The following is a 17,964-nucleotide window of genomic DNA, read 5'->3' on the forward strand; positions in this document are numbered from 1 at the left end:
CTTAGAAACCCCGATGATGGCTCTCACTGATCAACTCTAGGCCGCTTCTGTCACCATATGCTCACTAAAATAACGTAGAAGATCTTGGATAACAGAGACTCGCTGTTGAGGCGTTGCCAGCTTCTCGCTATGTTGATAACGAATACCAGATGCCCCATTCATGCGGTAGTGCTGTCCATCTGACTGGATCAGTTTGATAATAGCCAAAGCATCAACAGGGGTATCTGGTGCAAACTCCAACGTCATACTATTACTATTGGCATCAATTTTGTTAATCTTCAATGGTTCTGCTTGCAAGCGCAGTCCATGAATGGCAAATAGCTGCTTGGTCTGGTCTGGCAATGCACCGAAACGGTCTATCATTTCGGTACGAATATCCGTCAACGCTTCTTTATCATCTGTATTGCTTATACGTTTGTAAAACAATAGGCGCTGATGTACGTCATGTAGATAGTCTTCTGGAATAAGAGCAGAGCTATGCAAGTTAATCTCACTGGTTAGCGATAGTGGCGTATTCAAGTCAGGCTCTTTACCGGCCTTAATCGCCTTAGTTGCACGCTCCAGCATATCCATATATAAGCTAAAGCCAATCGCCTGCATATTACCACTTTGCTGCTTACCCAGTATCTCACCTGCCCCGCGAATCTCTAGATCTTCACTCGCCAGCATAAAACCTGCGCCCAGTGTATTGGCGCGTTCAATTGCATGTAGACGACGCTTGGCATCGCCTTTGAGACCTTTGAGAGAAGGCACCAATAGGTAACAATATGCCTGATGATGACTGCGACCTACCCGGCCTCGTAGCTGATGCAATTGCGCCAGACCAAACTTATCCGCACGCTCAATGATAATAGTATTGGCATTTGGCACATCAATACCTGTCTCAATAATAGTAGAGCACACCAACACGTTGAATTTTTTGTGATAAAACTGCTGCATGATTTGCTCAAGCTGACGCTCTTGCATCTGCCCATGGGCGACCCCTACTCGCGCTTCTGGTACGAGGTCACGAATAGTCTCTGCCATACGCTCAATACTAGCCACATCATTGTGGAGCAGATAAACCTGCCCACCACGTAACAGCTCGCGCAAGATAGCTTCTTTCATCAAGGCATCTGTCTTTTGCATGACAAAGGTTTTAATAGCCAACCGGCGTGCAGGCGGTGTGGCAATGATTGACATATCACGCATGCCTGAGAGCGCCATATTAAGCGTTCTAGGGATGGGCGTCGCGGTCATAGACATACTGTCTACATCTGTCTGAATCGCCTTGATACGCTCTTTATGACGTACTCCAAAGCGGTGCTCCTCATCGACAATCATTAGCCCAAGATTGGCAAACTTCACGTCAGGCTGCAATAGTTTATGAGTACCGATCACAATATCGACTTTGCCATCAGCCAAATCCGTCAAGACCATGTCTTGATGCTTTTTACCACCAAAGCGAGACAGGCTCTCAATACGCACTGGCCAATCAGCAAATCGATCGCGGAAATTGTCTTCGTGCTGTCCTGCGAGCAATGTGGTGGGCACTAATACAGCCACTTGATAGCCAGCACTGACGGCAATAAAGGCCGCTCGCATCGCTACTTCTGTTTTACCAAAGCCAACATCACCGCAGATGAGGCGATCCATTGGCTGGTTTTGTCTCATGTCTTCCATAACCGCATGAATGGCATTGGCTTGGTCAGCGGTCTCTTCAAACGCAAACTGACTGGCAAACAGCTCGTATTGCGACAGATCTATTTTAAAATGAATACCAACTTTGGCCTCACGACGCGCTTGCATATTGAGCAGCTCTGCGGCGACATCGTGAATTTGCTCCAAGGCCTTTTGCTTGGCTCTATCCCATTTGCCACTGCCGATCTTATGTAATGGCGCTAACGCTGGATCGCCGCCACTATAGCGACTGATCATTTGTAGATTGGCGACTGGCACATAGATACTGGCATCATCGTCATATTTTAAATGAATGAACTCTTGCTCACCATCGCCCACATCTAGCGTGATTAGGCCGTTATAACGACCAATACCATGCTCGATATGAACGACTGGGCTGCCATCTGTTATCTCAGTGACGCTCTTAACCAAGAACTCCTCTGATACACCGCTTTGGCGACGACGACGCGTCTGCAAGACTTGACGACCAAACAGCTGCGTTTCACTAATCAATACCAAACGTTCAGGCACGTATACGCCGCGCTCAATCGGTGCCACAGTCAGACCGACATGTGGTAGTCGAGCATTATTCATAGCGCTCGTCTTATCTGCTGCTAAAAATGCTTCAAAGCTATCATATGCTTTGATATCAATCTTACCCTTAAACAGCTCAATAAGAATCTCACGGCGACCAGCAGTCTCTGCCACAACTAATACTGGCGTTGCTGTTTGTTGTTGAACGTGTAAAAAATCGAGCAATGCCGTTAATGGCTCAGATTTCTGATGATTGACTGCCAGCTCTGGCGGCTCTTGCGCACTTAATGTCACCAAGCCTTGCTGCTTAGTAGGCGTTAATGGCAGTTGCGGCTGAGATGGGTCGTTACCTTCTGGCGCTGCTACGTCATTTGTCGTAGCCAACTCATCACGAGCACTTAATATCACTCGTGGATATTGATTGAGCTGCTCGTTAAGTGCGTTGGATAATAAGTATAAGAGCGCAGGTTCGACGATAGGCTTGTCAATATCATGGCGACGTTCTTCATAGCGGCGCTGAATTTGTGACCAATAGTCCGCCTGCTTTTCGTGGATCAGCTCATCCGTGATAAACAACGCATCGCTTGGCAAATAAGAAAACAATGTACTTTCTTCTTGCCAATCTTTTAAGTCAAAAAATAGTGGCTGATAATACTCCAGTCCGCTACTCGCGATACCTGCCATTACATCTTTATGCAACTCAGACTTGCGGCTACTGGCATTAGGGAACATCGCCGCAAAATTCGTGCGAAATGTCTCTCGCCCTTCATCCAGCGGAAACTCCTTTGCTGGTAATATTTGGAACTGTTCGATAGGTTTAGAGATATCTGGCAATTTGTGCAGCAGCGACAGTGACTCTTTGCCCATGCTGGTATCATTGCCTGTCAACATCGCTTTGAGGTCATCAGCGGTCAACGTGCGCTGGGTTTGCGGATGAAAAAAACGAATTGTCTCAATTTCATCGTCAAATAAGTCTAAACGCAGCGGAAAAGGCTGACCCATAGCAAAGATATCGATAATGCTGCCACGTACAGCGAACTCACCAGGCTCAAAGACATTATCAACCGCTCTATAACCCGCCTTTGCCAAAAGCCCACATTGCGTATTGATATCGAATCGATCACCAACGCTCAAATCAAAATGCTGTCCGATCAACCAACTGGGCGGTGCGACGCGTTGCATCAATGTCTGTATTGAGATGAGTAGCACACCCGTTTTTGGCATATCCGTCAATAGGTTGATGCGTTCACTAACGATGTCTTGGTGCGGAGACAGCTCATCATATGTCAGTGTCTCCCAGTCAGGGAATACGTAAGCATCGACGCCGCAAAATGCCAGCTCAGTTTCTATCTGATTGAGCTGATTTTGGTCGCGTGCCACCACCACCTTCAATCGCTCGGCAACATTCCAGTGAGGCGTTTGAGCCAAGCTTGCCAGCCATAAGCTACTGACCGCACCGTGGACAGGCGCAAGCCAACGCCGCTCGGCATTTTGGATGGGGAACAACTGCTGGTTAATGGGATCAAACGCGTCAGTCAAAGCAGTGATAGGCATAAAGAATAGGATCACAGTTAAGGAGTCAGAAAGCTATTATACGAATATTTGAGCAATTACCAAAACTTATGCCGTAACGGTTTGTCACGTAAAAGCTCACTCATTCATGATCGAGGATTGATAACGGTTATTAAGCTTTAACTATCATTACATAAAAAACCCCAACTGATAAGCTGAGGTTCTCATTCACACTGGTTAAACCAAGTTCAAATTAACGGTTTATCACTAGCGATAATGCCATTGTTGTCAGCATAGACAAACATTCCCGAGTTCAATGTCAAATCACCAAAGCGGATTTCGATATCCGTTTGACCTTCATCACGGCGAGTTGATTTGCGCGGGATGCAACCAAGTGCCATCACACCAAGATTCATCGCTGCCATGTCATCAACATCACGCACACAGCCATATACGATAACACCCGCCCAGCCATTGTCGATGGCCGACTGTGCAATCATATCGCCGAGCAAGGCACAGCGCATAGAGCCGCCACCATCAACGACCAACACCTTACCATCGCCAGCTTTGTCTTTGCCATCACTATTCAATAGTGATTTGACGCGGCTATTGTCTTCAAAGCACTTCACCGTCACGATTTCACCGCAGAATTTATCTTTTGCACCAAAATGACGAAATACCTTACCTTCAATATTTGGTAAGCATACTTGCGACTCAGGATTGGCGTCCAGTAAATCACATGTGACAAAGTTCTCTTTATTCATCTCCATCGTTTTTACTCCTTATTATGAGTGATTAAGCTGCTTGATCTTGTAATACATGGTCATACTTGGCTGTAGTCTTGACTCAAAAATAATGCTTTATTTTTTCACGCGAGTCATTGCAAGCATCTTCTTATTTTCAATGATCTCTGTATGTTCAATCTGGGGTTCTGTACGGTATTTACGACGATGATAAATGTCATGAGCACTCATCGCCATTGCACTAGCGACGCGCTTAGCCGAGATAGGATGTAATGAGAGTGACTCTGAGACTAAAGGCGAGATAAGCTTAAAAGCTTTTTGACCAATGCTCTCGAGTGGACGCCCTTTATGCTTGCCTAGTAATAACGACGGTCGAAATATCACCAGTTGACCAAAGCCTAGTGCTGTAATAGATTGCTCCGTCTCTGCCTTAACTCGATTGTACAAAAAGCGGCTGTCAATATCGGCATTCATGGATGAAAGTAGAAAAAAGTTTTCTACCCCTTTATCACGGCATAGCTTAGCAAAGTTAACATTGTAATCATGGTCTATCTTTCGAAAAGCCTCATCACTGCCCGCTTGTTTTTTGGTGGTGCCAAGACAACTAAAGGCATCTGTCGTTCGATCCGCACCAACGCTCGCAAACACTTCAGAGAGGCTATCAAAGTCATTAACCTGATAAAAACGCATGCTGGCATTAATATAACGTGGCGGGCGCCGAGCGATCACAATCAATGTATCATAGAGCTCACTCAGCTGTTTTACCAAATGCTGCCCTACCAATCCTGTTGCGCCAATCACAATTGCTTTTCGCTGCATACCCTATCCACTTATATAACGTTAGAGGTTCTATATTGATGAAAAGTAACCTATATCAAAGCCTACCATTAGGATATCATACCTAAATTCATGAATAACTGACGCTATTATGTATAATATATTGTAAGAGATTTTATCAATCAGTTGCGCCTATTGATGTCTACTATTGATTTAGATACCTTAATAAACCAAAATTCATGAGTTTACAGTACTTCTTTACGCATTAATCATCAAATATATTGTCCTTAGCGCAATAATTTGCTAAGATAACCGGCTTTACACGTCAACGCTGTTTAATTATTCCAAACAGTTCTGGCGCTTGCGATGATCTATTTGTATTAGATACTTTAATATTAGACATCGACATCATGTTTGACGAGACGGCTGCTCGTCACCGATGATTGTTAAACCCATTATTGCAATCAACATTCATATTTTTATCTGTCTTTATCAAGGAGATACGCGTGGCTAATACTGCACAAGCTCGTAAACGCGCCCGTCAAAACACCAAACGTCGTCAGAACTCTGCGTCACAACGCTCTATGGTTCGTACTTACTTAAAACGTGTTGATGCGGCTATCGAAGCTAAAGATTATGACGCGGCTACCGAAGCTTACAACAGAGCGGTACCAGTTATTGATCGTATGGCTGACAAAGGTATTATTCATAAGAATAAAGCTGCTCGTCGTAAGAGCCGCCTAAACAAAACAATCAAAGGCCTACAAGCTTAAGATTTGTCTTGTCTAGACCGCATTATGCTTCTATAGCATAATGACTAAAACCTTGCCACTGGTTCTCATACTGGGGCAAGGTTTTTTTATGCCTACTCGATATATATCTAGTGGAGCGTCATTACCATTTTTTGATGAAATCTTATGTCCATTGCACCCCTGGTGGTAATAGCAGTTTACTTGGGTGATACCCTGCTGCACGATATCCATTCAACAATGAACTAATTGGACGTGTATATACTTGACCACGCCAGATAAAATGCGCATTTGCCTGATCAAAAGGTTTATCATCAAACCACAAAAACACCCCTTCCATCATTTTTGGCCAATCATTCCAATCGATCTCTTCCACATCGAACATCACGGCTAAGAATGCAGACAACAAAGTATCATGACTGACAGCCAGCATTAGATGACCATGCTGAGGCTGATGCTGATAAAAAAGGGATAAGAGATCTAGGCCACCTTGATAAGCATTTTTGGTGCCTTCAAGATTGCCCTGCAAAAAACGATTGATAAAATTGAGTACACCAATCTCTTTAAATATTGGGTTCGCTATTTCAGGTTCAGTAACGAGGCTACCAGGCTCAACCAGCAGTGACTGATGCGTAATATCACGCTTTAGACCTGCTCCTTCCTGCATGAGCTGCGCCGTATCAATACAGCGTTTAATGGGGCTTGAGATGCTATCAACATCGAGTGAGTATGGGAGGTGACCTGCTAACCAACGACCCCAAGACTTAGCTAGTACGCGGCCTTTAGGCGTCAGCGGCAACTGATAGCTGGCAAAACCATTGCCGTCAGAACGCTCACGCAAAGAGTGTCTGGTAAATAAAATCAGCCGCTCATTTTCAGGTAATAGTCTGACCGAAGAAATCATACTATCTGGCAGATGTGAAGGCGCAGGCGCACTTGGTGTGTGACTCGCAAGCTTGTCAGCAGAGACTTTTGATAAGGTGCTATTAAGATATTTACTCATAGTAGCAAGCGTAGCAGATTTTTTGATAGGAATGAACAACTGACAAGTCTAGTTGCACTATATCTTGTAAATATCTTGTCATACAAGGAGTGAGCTTGTTTTTAAGAGAACTAAGCGAAGATAAGTAACATGGCTTATCTACATAGATCCTCAACTAACCGATATCAATAACTTTATCCCACGCAAATGCCAACGCCGTACTGCTAATCTCATTAGGATAAGCCCTAGGATTGACAATCACTCGCGTATTACCTATTCGATAATCGAATGCTTCATGGGTATGACCATGCACCCACAAAGTCGGTGCCCAGTCCTCATGCATCCACCCAGACAAATCACTAACAAAGGCAGCATTGCTTGGTAAATTAGCATATTTTTCAGACACCGATAATGCACTGACACTATGATGACTCATGACGACCGTTTTTTTGCCCAGTGCTTTGGCAGTGATTAGTGCTTGCTGCAACCACTGACGATGCTCTGAGTGAATTTGCATGGAAACTTCAGGTGAGAACATCTCCTTCCCTGCATATATCTGCTTATAATCACGCATAAAATGCCTAGCAGCAGCCATAGTATCTTCATTGGCATGATACTGATAATCCGTCCACAGTGTGCAACCTAAGATTCGTATATCACCAATATCAATATGCTGGCACTGTAAGACACAAACCCCTTTGTTAGAGGCAGCATCATAATTGTCCCAAGTCGCCAACTTTTGGTCAAAACTTAGCACATCTTCGTCAAAATATTCGTGATTACCTGAGATCGTGATCAGAGGAACTTGTAAGCGTGCTGCCTGCTCTTGTAACCATGGCATCCCTCTATCGCTGTTGGCGGTGTCTCCCGCTACTAACACGATATCTGCGTCAGTTTTAGGAATATGCCCAATAGGGCGTGACTGGCGTGCATAACTATCAATATGTAAGTCACTTAGTATTTGTAATTTCATATAATTCAATATCGTCCAATAGTATCATTATCAGCCAATCGGTAACGTTAGCGTATTTTAATAGGCCAGCACTCCTTTTAATAGACTGCATAATTGGTTGCAGATCAGCCTACTTATAAAACCTCTCAGGTAGTGTAACAGCTTTTTTCTGTCTGAAAAAAGTAAAAAAAGACAGCGATTTAGGCTGTCTTTTTTATTGTATTGCTATTAAAACTTAAATGCTTTGTAATATTCTATTTAGCTTCTCGGCAGGGTTTTTGGCTTGAGTGATTGAGCGTCCAATCACCAAATAATCAGAACCATCTAACAATGCTTGACTTGGCGTACAGATACGCTTTTGATCATCAGCATTGTCGTCTGCTAGTCGAATACCTGGTGTGACTAATTTAAAATCTTGACCGCATAACGCTTTAAGCGTTTTCGCTTCTTGAGCAGAGCATACTACCCCATCTAACCCAGCTTGCTTGGTCAATTGTGCCAATCGGCTCACCTGTACGTCTAAGCTATCAGTGATACCCGTTTGCATCAATGCGTCACTGTCCATAGAGGTCAATACAGTCACCGCGATGAGTAATGTATCAAGGTTATTATCTATTAAACGCTGTTTTGCCAAAGACATAGCCTCTAGACCTGCACTAGCATGAACATTGACCATCCATACACCAAGCTCGGCAGCAGCTAGTACCGCTTGAGCAGTAGTGTTAGGAATATCGTGAAACTTCAGGTCTAAGAATACCTCAAAGTTACGCTGATGCAGTGCCTTTATAATATCGGGACCACAGCGTGTAAATAGCTCTTTACCTACTTTGAGCCGGCATAACGCTGGATCCAATTGATCAGCTAATGCCAACGATGCTTGCAGAGTCATATTGTCTAAAGCAACAATGACGGGAGAGTTAATCATATTATTCATGGTTTTGCCGCATATCAGAATTATTAGAGCACTGTATTTTCAAAATCAACAACCATTTCTATGGCCGAGCAATTTAATCTCGCTTGCGCTTAGACAACGTACCACCTTCATTTAGATGTGTGTCTGTATTGTCTTGCATATCAATCGATCTGGCACCATAGACAGCCTCATCTACGGTTGGCGCATTGGCCTGACGGTCAATCACCACATTGGCTTGATTCAATTGCTCTTGTAGATTTGCATTTGCCTTTTGCAAACGTGAGATTTCCCACTTATTCTGTAGTACGCGGAATATAAGCAATGATAATAGAATACCAATAATGATGCCAAGTATTAGACATAGAATGAGCAGTAGCCCCAAATTCATTGTAGGTGCTTGCGAAAACAGTAAATTGACCCCGACCTCGGTATTATTTGCTAATACCAGACCAAGCGAGTAAGCAAAGCTCAAAAACAGCAATACGAATAATAAAAAGCGCATGAGACAGTTACCTCAGGTTGGAATGATAGTTTTTGGTCAGTCAATCATTAATGAATATTAGCTGTGTGCTACTTTATCATTGACTGCTTCACGTAATGCTTTACCTGGCTTAAAGTGTGGAATCGCTTTGGCAGGAACTGGTACGCTCTCCCCCGTTTTAGGATTGCGTCCGACACGAGCGCGGCGATGATGTAGACAAAAACTGCCAAACCCACGAACCTCGACTCGGCCATCATTGGCTAAAGTATGGGTCATCAAATTTAATATTTCGCGAACGGCGTCATCAACGATGGTATCTGCCATGTTGTCACAATTCGCACTCAAATTACTGATAAATTCGGATTTGTTAATCGCTTGCTGCATTATTACGCTTGCCTTGTTGATTGATGGATAAACTGATAATAAGTCAAAACAGTATTATCAACAGAAACTCTAATAGCTCATATCAGAATAGACTATTTGCACGAGTCATATCGCAACTCTAAATACACTGTCGCTCACATCTCGTTACTCAATGTTGCAAATGATAGCGGATATTGAGGAAAATAGGAATAAGAGTTTCCTTATTTAGCCAAAAACCTTACCTATTAATACAAATATCAAAACTTAATCATAAAAAAAGCGACCGAAGTCGCTTTTTTTATATTACTTTTATATCAATAACTTACAACTTACTGCATTTGCTCTTTGATCAAATCACCAATCGTTTTTGGCTGTGCATCAGAACCTGCTGCGGCAGTTGTATTCGTGCTACCAAGATCTTTAATCGCTTGACGCTCTTCAGCTTCGTCTTTCGCTTTGATAGACAAGTTGATGTTGCGTGTTTTACGATCAACGCTGATGATTTTTGCTTCAACGTCATCACCAACAGACAGATGCTTAGTTGCATCTTCAACGCGGTCACGTTGAATTTCAGAAGCGCGTAGATAAGCTTCAACTTCGTCAGCAAGCTCAATAGTAGCGCCTTTAGCGTCTACTTCTTTCACTTTACCATTAACGATAGCACCGCGGTCATTAGCGACTAGGTATTCGTTAAATGGATCAGAGCTCAACTGCTTAATGCCTAGGCTGATACGGTTAGCTTCTGCATCTACAGACAATACCATTGCTTCAACGGTGTCGCCTTTGTTGTAATTACGGATAGCATCTTCGCCAGTTTCGTTCCAAGAGATATCAGATAAATGAACCAGACCATCGATACCACCGTCTAGACCAATAAAGATACCAAAATCAGTGATTGATTTGATCGTACCAGTGATTTTATCACCGCGCTCATGTTTCTTATCAAACTCATCCCATGGGTTAGCTAGAGTCTGTTTGATACCTAGGCTAATACGACGACGTTCTTCATCGATATCAAGGATCATTACTTCAACTTCATCGCCCACTTGAACTACTTTAGATGGGTGGATGTTTTTGTTGGTGTGATCCATTTCTGATACGTGTACTAGACCTTCGATACCTTCAGAAATCTCAGCGAAACAACCATAATCAGTCAAGTTGGTTACGCGAGCTTTAACAACACTACCCACTGGGTAAGTACCGCTAACGTTGTCCCAAGGATCAGTACCAAGTTGTTTTAGACCTAGGCTTACGCGATTGCGTTCACGGTCAAACTTCAATACTTTAACTTTTAGGTCTTGACCAACTTCAACAACTTCAGATGGATGCTTGATACGGCGCCATGCCATGTCAGTGATGTGCAATAGACCATCGATACCACCTAGATCAACGAACGCGCCGTAATCAGTAAGGTTCTTAACGATACCTTCGATCTCGATGCCTTCTTCAAGCTTGTTCAATAGCTCTTCGCGCTCAGCTGAGTTTTCAGCTTCCATAACTGCACGGCGACTAACAACAACGTTATTACGCTTTTGATCAAGTTTGATGACTTTGAATTCTAGCTCTTTGCCTTCAAGATGCGTTGTATCACGGATAGGACGTACATCTACCAATGAACCTGGTAAGAACGCGCGTACTGAACCGATATCTACAGTGAAACCGCCTTTAACTTTGCTTGAGATGATACCTTTTACGATCTCATCATTGTCAGCGATTTTTTCAAGGAAGTTCCAAGTTTCAACACGCTTAGCTTTTTCACGTGACAGCAAGGTTTGACCCATGCCGTTATCAACCGCTTCAACTACGACATCAACACTATCGCCAACTTCAACTTCAAGTTCGCCTTCTTCGCTTAAAAACTCTTCACGAGCGACGATACCTTCAGATTTTAGACCAGTATCTACTGTGATCCAATCGCTATCGATGGCCACAACAGTACCGTTAATCACCGAGCCACGCTCGATATCTAGGCCTGTTTCTTCGATGCTCGCTTCAAATAGTTCAGCAAATGATTCCATTATGTCTACCTTTGTATAGCCGTATCCTGTCCAGCACAGTACGGATCAAATTTATGATTGCATAAAACGAGAATACTGGTTTTATATCTTATGCAATCATATATAAAAACGTTTGTTGTTAATAAGCGCATATTTAAACTTACTAACAACAACTGTCTTACTTTATTCTATCAAACAAAATTTTATCAACCCAGCCTAATAAATAATTAATCGTTAAAAAACACTAACTTCCAACTATACAATTCTACATTAAAAACAGGGACTATAGGAAATTTTTTAGTACTTAATATGTTGTTTTTATTAACTATTAAAAAACAGCCCTTGATCTTGGCAATGTCTTTTTACTTGCTCGTAAACCGCATCAGCATCGAGCATTGAGCTATCAAGCAACAAAGCATCTGCTGCAGGTTTCGATGGTGCGGTGCTACGGTTCTCATCACGATCATCACGTTCTTTAATCGTCGCCAAAATCGAGTCAAAATCTGCTGCTTGCCCCGCATTAACTAGCTGGGTCACGCGGCGCTCAGCACGCGCTTCCGCGCTCGCCGTCAAATATACTTTCACATCGGCATCTGGGAATACAACGGTTCCCATGTCACGACCATCAGCGACAAGTCCTGAGCGTGTCGCCATATCTTGTTGCAACGTAAGCAGCGCTTGACGGACTGTTGGAAACACCGCGATTTGTGAAGCATAGCCGCCTACGGTCTCGTTACGTACCTGATCACCTACCGCTTGTCCATTTACGATGATGTCTACACGTCCAGAATCATTATTTGGTAAAAACGCTATCTCCAAACTTTTCGTGAGCGCTAGCACTGCCGACTCATCGATTGGTTGGCTGGCATCTGCTGTGATCAATCCCGCCTCAAATGCTTTGAGTCCTACGATTCTATACAGCGCCCCAGAGTCTAATAGCTGATAGCCCAACACTTGAGCTAAACGCCATGTGACCGTACCTTTACCAGCGCCACTAGGCCCATCGATACAGATAACCGGATAGCGTGCTGAATGGTGTACACTATCGTTTTTATTGAGTAGATCGTTATCAGATACGGAGACGGTCATAATACTTACTCAATAATAGTTGTTACCCGTATAGCTGTCATACAGTAGCAATGAAGCAATATTTACTGGTATATCAAATGTTTGATAGCAGGCTAAAAAATTCGCTACCAAATAGGGCGATATTATAGCAAAAAATCATTGCTACCACTAGCGCCCAAACTGATATCTTATTTATTAATCATTTTGGATTAAACGCTGTTTTTATTCTGTTTCGCTAATCGCCTACGCTCACGAAAAAACGTCTTTAGCAATTGACTACTATGCTCACTGCACAATCCTCTATGAACTTGGATATTATGATTATAAAAAGGCTGCATTGATAAGTCCATCTGGCTGCCTACCATGCCAGCACGTGGCTCACTCGTCGCATATACTAGCCTATCAACACGTGCGTGAATGAGCGCGCCAATACACATCGTACAAGGCTCTAGTGTCACGTACAAAGTTGTCTGTAGCGGCAGACGATAATTTTGTAGACGCTGACAGGCCTCTCTTAACGCAACTATCTCAGCATGTGCCGTCGTATCATGGCAGCCAATCGGTTGATTGAACCCTTGACCAATGATCTGCTGATCATGTACCAATACAGCACCTACTGGCACTTCACCCAGTTTAGCGCCTTGGCTTGCTAGTCTAAGAGCCTTTTGCATCCATTGAACATCTGATAGCGACCAAAACATAAGCTGAGCAAAAGGTATACTTGCTGAGTCGCTCGCCGCTGAAAAATAAGGCGCTAAAGTTGTCTTCATCATATTTAGCATTTATTGCGGTAGCTGCCAGTCAATGGGCGTTCGGCCATACTGCACCAGATAATCATTGGTTTTGGAAAATGGCTTTGTCCCAAAAAATCCACCACGGTTGGCAGCTAGCGGCGAAGGATGCACTGCCGTTAAAATAAGATGTTTGTCGGTATCGATATACTTACCTTTCTTCTGTGCTTTACTGCCCCACAAAATAAATACGGTATGTTCTGTCTGCTCGTTAACCGCGTCAATGACTGCATCGGTAAACTGCTCCCAGCCTTTATTTTGATGACTGTTTGGCTCGCCTTCTCGCACAGTTAGTGAGCTGTTTAGTAGCAAAACACCTTGCTGCGCCCAGTAAGTTAGGTCACCATGTTTTGAAGGTGCGATACCGATGTCATCTGCCATCTCCTTAAGCAAGTTGTTTAATGATGGCGGCTTAGGAATCGCTTTAGGAACAGAGAATGACAATCCCATGGCCTGCCCTGGCCCATGATAAGGGTCCTGACCTAAAATCACCACTTTAACTTGCGATAAAGGCGTGAGATTAAGCGCATTAAACATCAACGGCGCGGGCGGATAAATGCTATCCCCTGACTGATAGGCTTCTTTTAAAAATGCACGCAGGTTGTCCATATTGTCAGACGTCAATTCATCTGCGAGGGCCGCCTTCCAATCCTCTGGCAGACGGACATTGTCTAAAATGGCTTGTTTTTGTTCTGGCGTTTTGGTGGTCGGCTCGTCAAACAGCTCCATGGTATATCCTTTTATATTTATTATGAAATGAATGCTTAGTGATGGGCTTATTTTAAAGACTAATAGTAACAAAAAAACGGCTACCGTAATGTTACGATAGCCGTTACTCTTATATTCAAACTAAATGTTTTAGCTAGCCACTGACTCAGAGTCTGAACGTGGCTCATGAGTTTCGACCACAGTCAAAACAATCCGACTATCCGGTGAACCTTTTTGCGAAGATTTATCTAACTTCACTGTATCATCGTCTTGCGTATTGTCGGCTTTAGGGGCTAAAGTCAAATGAACAACGCCCCCATTTACCAAGTCACCGAATAAAATCATACTTGCCAGTGGCTTTTTGATCTCATCCTGAATCAGGCGCTGCATTGGACGTGCACCCATAAGGCGATCGTATCCTTTATCAGCCAGATAATCACGCACATCATCATCAATCTCTAACGTCACTTGCTTATCATCAAGCTGTACTTGTAGCTCAACCAAGAACTTGTCAACAACTGACACAACCACTGAAGTATCTAGTGGATTGAACTGAATAATCGCGTCTAGACGATTTCGGAACTCTGGCGTAAAGACACGCTTGAGCGCCTCAGTGTTATCTCGGCTATGATCTTGCTGAGTAAAGCCCATAGAAGAGCGACTGATACTATCAGCACCAACGTTGGTTGTCATAATAATGATGACTTGCTTAAAGATAGCAACACGGCCATTGTTATCAGTCAATGTACCATGATCCATCACCTGCAATAGCAAGTTGAAGACATCAGGATGCGCTTTTTCAATCTCATCAAGTAGCAGTACGCAATGCGGATGTTGATTGATCTTTTCAGTCAACAATCCACCTTGATCGTAACCAACGTAACCTGGAGGCGCACCGATCAGACGTGATGCGGTATGGGCTTCCATGTACTCTGACATATCAAAGCGTACCAGCTCTACGCCTAATAGATTAGCCAGCTGACGAGAGACCTCCGTTTTACCCACCCCTGTCGGCCCTGCAAACATAAACGAGCCAATCGGCTTATCTGGTGCTTTTAGTCCTGCACGAGACAGTTTAATTGCATCAGCAAGCGTGGCAATCGCTTCATCTTGACCAAACACTAAGTGCTTAAGATCACGATCCAAGTGCTCAAGAATGCTCTTGTCATCACTCGATACCGACTTGGGCGGAATGCGTGCCAGTTTAGCGATAATGGCTTCGATATCAGCGACATCGATTTTCATCGGTGGCTTTTGCGCTTTAGCAGATTTTAGGCCACCGGCAGACTGAGCACGGTCGTTTGCCTTTGCCGTCTCTGCTTCGTCTTGCATCTCATTATCGCTGTCTGCATCGCTATCGATACCTTCGACATCAGCATCAATCTGTACATCAAAGTCTTGCTCTAAATCTGCAATAAAGCTCTCTTCAGCTTCAATATCCTCTACATCAGGTACCACACCCAGACGTTTGTACGCACCTGCCTCATCGATCACATCAATGGCTTTATCGGGTAAAAAACGCTCATGAATGTGCTTGGCTGATAACTGTACAGCGGTCACTAATGCCTCATCCGTGTATTCCACATTATGAAACTCTTCGTAGCGAGGCTTGAGGCCACGCAAGATATCGACGGCATCATCTACACTTGGTTCTTTCACATCGATTTTTTGGAAGCGACGTGATAGTGCATGGTCTTTTTCAAACACTTGACGGTACTCAGTAAAGGTCGTTGAACCAATGCAGCGCAGCTCACCATTAGCCAAGGCAGGTTTGATAAGGTTAGATACGTCCATATTGCTGCTCATTGACGAGCCTGCACCAATGATCATATGAATCTCATCAATAAATAAAATAGCATTGGGCTTTTTCTTCAGCGCATCAAGCAATGACTTCATACGCTTTTCAAAATCGCCACGATATTTCGTCCCAGCAATAAGCGAGCCGATATCAAGGCTATAAATCACGCAACCATTAAGTGGCTTGGGTGCCTTATCATTGATAATCAACCACGCCAAACCTTCGGCGATAGAGGTTTTACCAACGCCTGGTTCACCGACCAATAACGGATTATTTTTGCGGCGGCGGCATAAAACTTGAGCGGCACGTTCAATTTCAGAAGCGCGTCCAATGAGTGGGTCTGTTTCGCCTTCAGCAGCACGCTGATTTAAATTGGTTGCAAACTCAACCAGTGGATCTTTGCTGGTTTTTTCAGACGCACTGCGGCGCTCACCAGTCATAGAAGCACGTTGCTCAGATGCCTCTTCTTTGTCTTGACCATGTGATAAATATTGGGTCAGCTCAAGACGGCTAATACCTTGTTTTTTGAGCAGATAAACGGCATAAGTATCATGCTCTGAAAACATAGAAACCAAAATATCAGAGCCTTCTACCAATCGACCACCGCCTATAGACTGCACATGAAAAATAGCGCGTTGCAAAATACGATCAAAACTTTGCGTTGGCTGCGGTGACTGATCTGTATCTGCATCGACGGTTGGCGTGTGCTTATTAATATAAGCTTCAAGCTCAGTACGCAATGCCGATATATTGGCATTACAGGCAGTCAGGGTATTGGCAGCGTGAGTATTTTCTAATAGTGCCAATAATAAATGTTCAACAGTAAGATACTCATGCGATTTTTGGCGCGCAAGCGTCATTGCTAAACGTAGAGAAACTTCAAGATGACGACTTAACATAACAACTTCCTACGGTTATATCTATCTTTATAATTGATAGTTTTATGAATGAGTTAGTAAGTAAATCAGGGCGATAGATCGATTGTTCAAGGGTAAGATTCGTATAATTAAAAAATCATGGAGATATCATTTGGAGCATAGACTGTGTGACGAATGCTGTAATCTATCTATCAGTTAGCAGTGATTGTGATAATTCATAGTCGCTTTTCTTTATATCAACACGATACTTCGACAGAGTCAATCTATTAACGCAGACTAAAGTGTATCAAAGCATACTACGAGTACATAAAGAAGAATGTGAGAGCGACGAGAAGCTTAAAGAGCTAATGTGGATAAAAAATAAGTAGATGAACGAGGATATTAATAACGAGTGATCGAAAGGTTGTAAAAATTATTGAGAAGCCTAGTTAGTATATAAGGATATATTACAATAAAATCAAGACTATAAGAGCAATATAATCACTGACATGCTTAATCAAATATGGGTATCTAAAGCGAGGCTGTAACAATAGATAGATGGCTTAGCTCACTTTGAGAGTGAGCTGCTATAACGACTGGATGAGAACAAAAAACGATTAGGTATGGCAATGAGAGCTGATGTGAGAATAAGATATAGTGTCTTGCTATCCTTTTACTCGCCTTGATGTGGCTCAATTTGGGTTAATAGTGGATAGCCCTCACGATGTGCCAGACTATTTACTTTTTTGGCCTTGGTCTCAGCGATATCCTTGGGATAAATACCAGCAATACCTTTGCTACTATTGTGAATCGTTAGCATAATTTCGACCGCAGAGTCCATACTATGGCGGAACTCTGACTGCAAAATATAGACGACAAACTCCATTGGCGTGTAATTGTCATTATACATAACCACCGCATACATAGGCGGTTTAGCAATTTCTGGCTCAGCAACCAGCACATCTGCTTGCGGTGACGTTTCACCTTCTGTGTCACCGTCCTGTGCGCGATGGGCAGGCATATTTGGAAAATGCCAATCAGCAACCGTTGGCGTAGCTTGTAATATCATTTTTTTCATCA

Annotated in this window: 15 protein-coding genes; 1 reads left to right on the forward strand and 14 read right to left on the reverse strand. The window is 43.4% G+C overall.

Annotated features, from left to right (window positions below):
- Positions 1–36 precede the first annotated feature (36 nt).
- The 3 genes from mfd to PSBA01_RS01155 all read right to left on the reverse strand — a co-directional run bounded on the left by mfd (position 37) and on the right by PSBA01_RS01155 (position 5,267).
- Positions 37–3,747, reverse strand: coding sequence for a transcription-repair coupling factor (gene mfd / locus PSBA01_RS01145; protein WP_186474805.1), 3,711 nt, complete (start codon positions 3,745–3,747; stop codon positions 37–39).
- A gap of 206 nt (positions 3,748–3,953) precedes the next feature.
- On the reverse strand, positions 3,954–4,469 hold the full coding sequence (gene rraA, locus PSBA01_RS01150; RefSeq protein WP_186475394.1) for a ribonuclease E activity regulator RraA: 516 nt from the start codon (positions 4,467–4,469) through the stop codon (positions 3,954–3,956).
- 96 nt (positions 4,470–4,565) lie between these two features.
- Entirely contained in the window at positions 4,566–5,267 is a 702-nt protein-coding gene (locus PSBA01_RS01155; protein WP_186474806.1) for an NAD-dependent epimerase/dehydratase family protein, read from the reverse strand.
- Positions 5,268–5,731: 464 nt separating this feature from the next.
- On the opposite strand from PSBA01_RS01155, the gene rpsT reads away from it, so the two are divergent.
- Positions 5,732–5,998 (forward strand): 30S ribosomal protein S20, encoded by a 267-nt coding sequence (gene rpsT / locus PSBA01_RS01160; RefSeq protein WP_071003512.1) that lies wholly within the window; start codon positions 5,732–5,734, stop codon positions 5,996–5,998.
- Between the two features lie 142 nt (positions 5,999–6,140).
- On the opposite strand, the gene PSBA01_RS01165 is transcribed toward rpsT, so the two are convergent.
- From PSBA01_RS01165 to PSBA01_RS01215, 11 genes are all read right to left on the reverse strand, one after another.
- Positions 6,141–6,977 carry a histidine phosphatase family protein gene (locus PSBA01_RS01165; RefSeq protein WP_186474807.1) on the reverse strand — a complete coding sequence of 279 codons (837 nt, stop codon included), beginning with the start codon at positions 6,975–6,977 and terminating at the stop codon, positions 6,141–6,143.
- A gap of 154 nt (positions 6,978–7,131) precedes the next feature.
- A complete protein-coding gene (locus PSBA01_RS01170) occupies positions 7,132–7,929 on the reverse strand; it encodes a metallophosphoesterase (RefSeq protein WP_186474808.1) in 798 nt (265 codons plus the stop codon).
- A gap of 214 nt (positions 7,930–8,143) precedes the next feature.
- Positions 8,144–8,842: an orotidine-5'-phosphate decarboxylase gene (gene pyrF / locus PSBA01_RS01175; RefSeq protein WP_186474809.1), complete on the reverse strand. Its 699-nt coding sequence runs from the start codon at positions 8,840–8,842 to the stop codon at positions 8,144–8,146.
- Positions 8,843–8,915: 73 nt separating this feature from the next.
- On the reverse strand, positions 8,916–9,323 hold the full coding sequence (locus PSBA01_RS01180; protein ID WP_071003508.1) for a lipopolysaccharide assembly protein LapA domain-containing protein: 408 nt from the start codon (positions 9,321–9,323) through the stop codon (positions 8,916–8,918).
- Between the two features lie 57 nt (positions 9,324–9,380).
- The gene (locus PSBA01_RS01185) at positions 9,381–9,686 is read right to left on the reverse strand and encodes an integration host factor subunit beta (protein ID WP_058024195.1); all 306 of its coding nucleotides are present in this window, start codon (positions 9,684–9,686) and stop codon (positions 9,381–9,383) included.
- A gap of 308 nt (positions 9,687–9,994) precedes the next feature.
- Complete coding sequence (gene rpsA, locus PSBA01_RS01190; RefSeq protein ID WP_071003507.1) at positions 9,995–11,683, reverse strand: 30S ribosomal protein S1; 1,689 nt, start codon at positions 11,681–11,683, stop codon at positions 9,995–9,997.
- Positions 11,684–11,983: 300 nt separating this feature from the next.
- The gene (gene cmk / locus PSBA01_RS01195) at positions 11,984–12,751 is read right to left on the reverse strand and encodes a (d)CMP kinase (protein WP_186474810.1); all 768 of its coding nucleotides are present in this window, start codon (positions 12,749–12,751) and stop codon (positions 11,984–11,986) included.
- A 188-nt stretch (positions 12,752–12,939) separates the two neighbouring features.
- The gene (tadA, locus tag PSBA01_RS01200; protein WP_416383509.1) at positions 12,940–13,503 is read right to left on the reverse strand and encodes a tRNA adenosine(34) deaminase TadA; all 564 of its coding nucleotides are present in this window, start codon (positions 13,501–13,503) and stop codon (positions 12,940–12,942) included.
- A 9-nt stretch (positions 13,504–13,512) separates the two neighbouring features.
- Positions 13,513–14,250 carry a uracil-DNA glycosylase gene (locus PSBA01_RS01205; RefSeq protein WP_186474811.1) on the reverse strand — a complete coding sequence of 246 codons (738 nt, stop codon included), beginning with the start codon at positions 14,248–14,250 and terminating at the stop codon, positions 13,513–13,515.
- A 129-nt stretch (positions 14,251–14,379) separates the two neighbouring features.
- Complete coding sequence (locus PSBA01_RS01210; protein WP_186474812.1) at positions 14,380–16,926, reverse strand: AAA family ATPase; 2,547 nt, start codon at positions 16,924–16,926, stop codon at positions 14,380–14,382.
- A gap of 631 nt (positions 16,927–17,557) precedes the next feature.
- On the reverse strand, positions 17,558–17,953 hold the full coding sequence (locus tag PSBA01_RS01215) for an ATP-dependent Clp protease adaptor ClpS (protein ID WP_083328960.1): 396 nt from the start codon (positions 17,951–17,953) through the stop codon (positions 17,558–17,560).
- Between the last annotated feature and the right edge of the window lie 11 nt (positions 17,954–17,964).

The sequence above is a fragment of the Psychrobacter sp. KCTC 72983 genome, assembly GCF_014280455.1.
Lineage (GTDB): Bacteria > Pseudomonadota > Gammaproteobacteria > Pseudomonadales > Moraxellaceae > Psychrobacter > Psychrobacter pacificensis.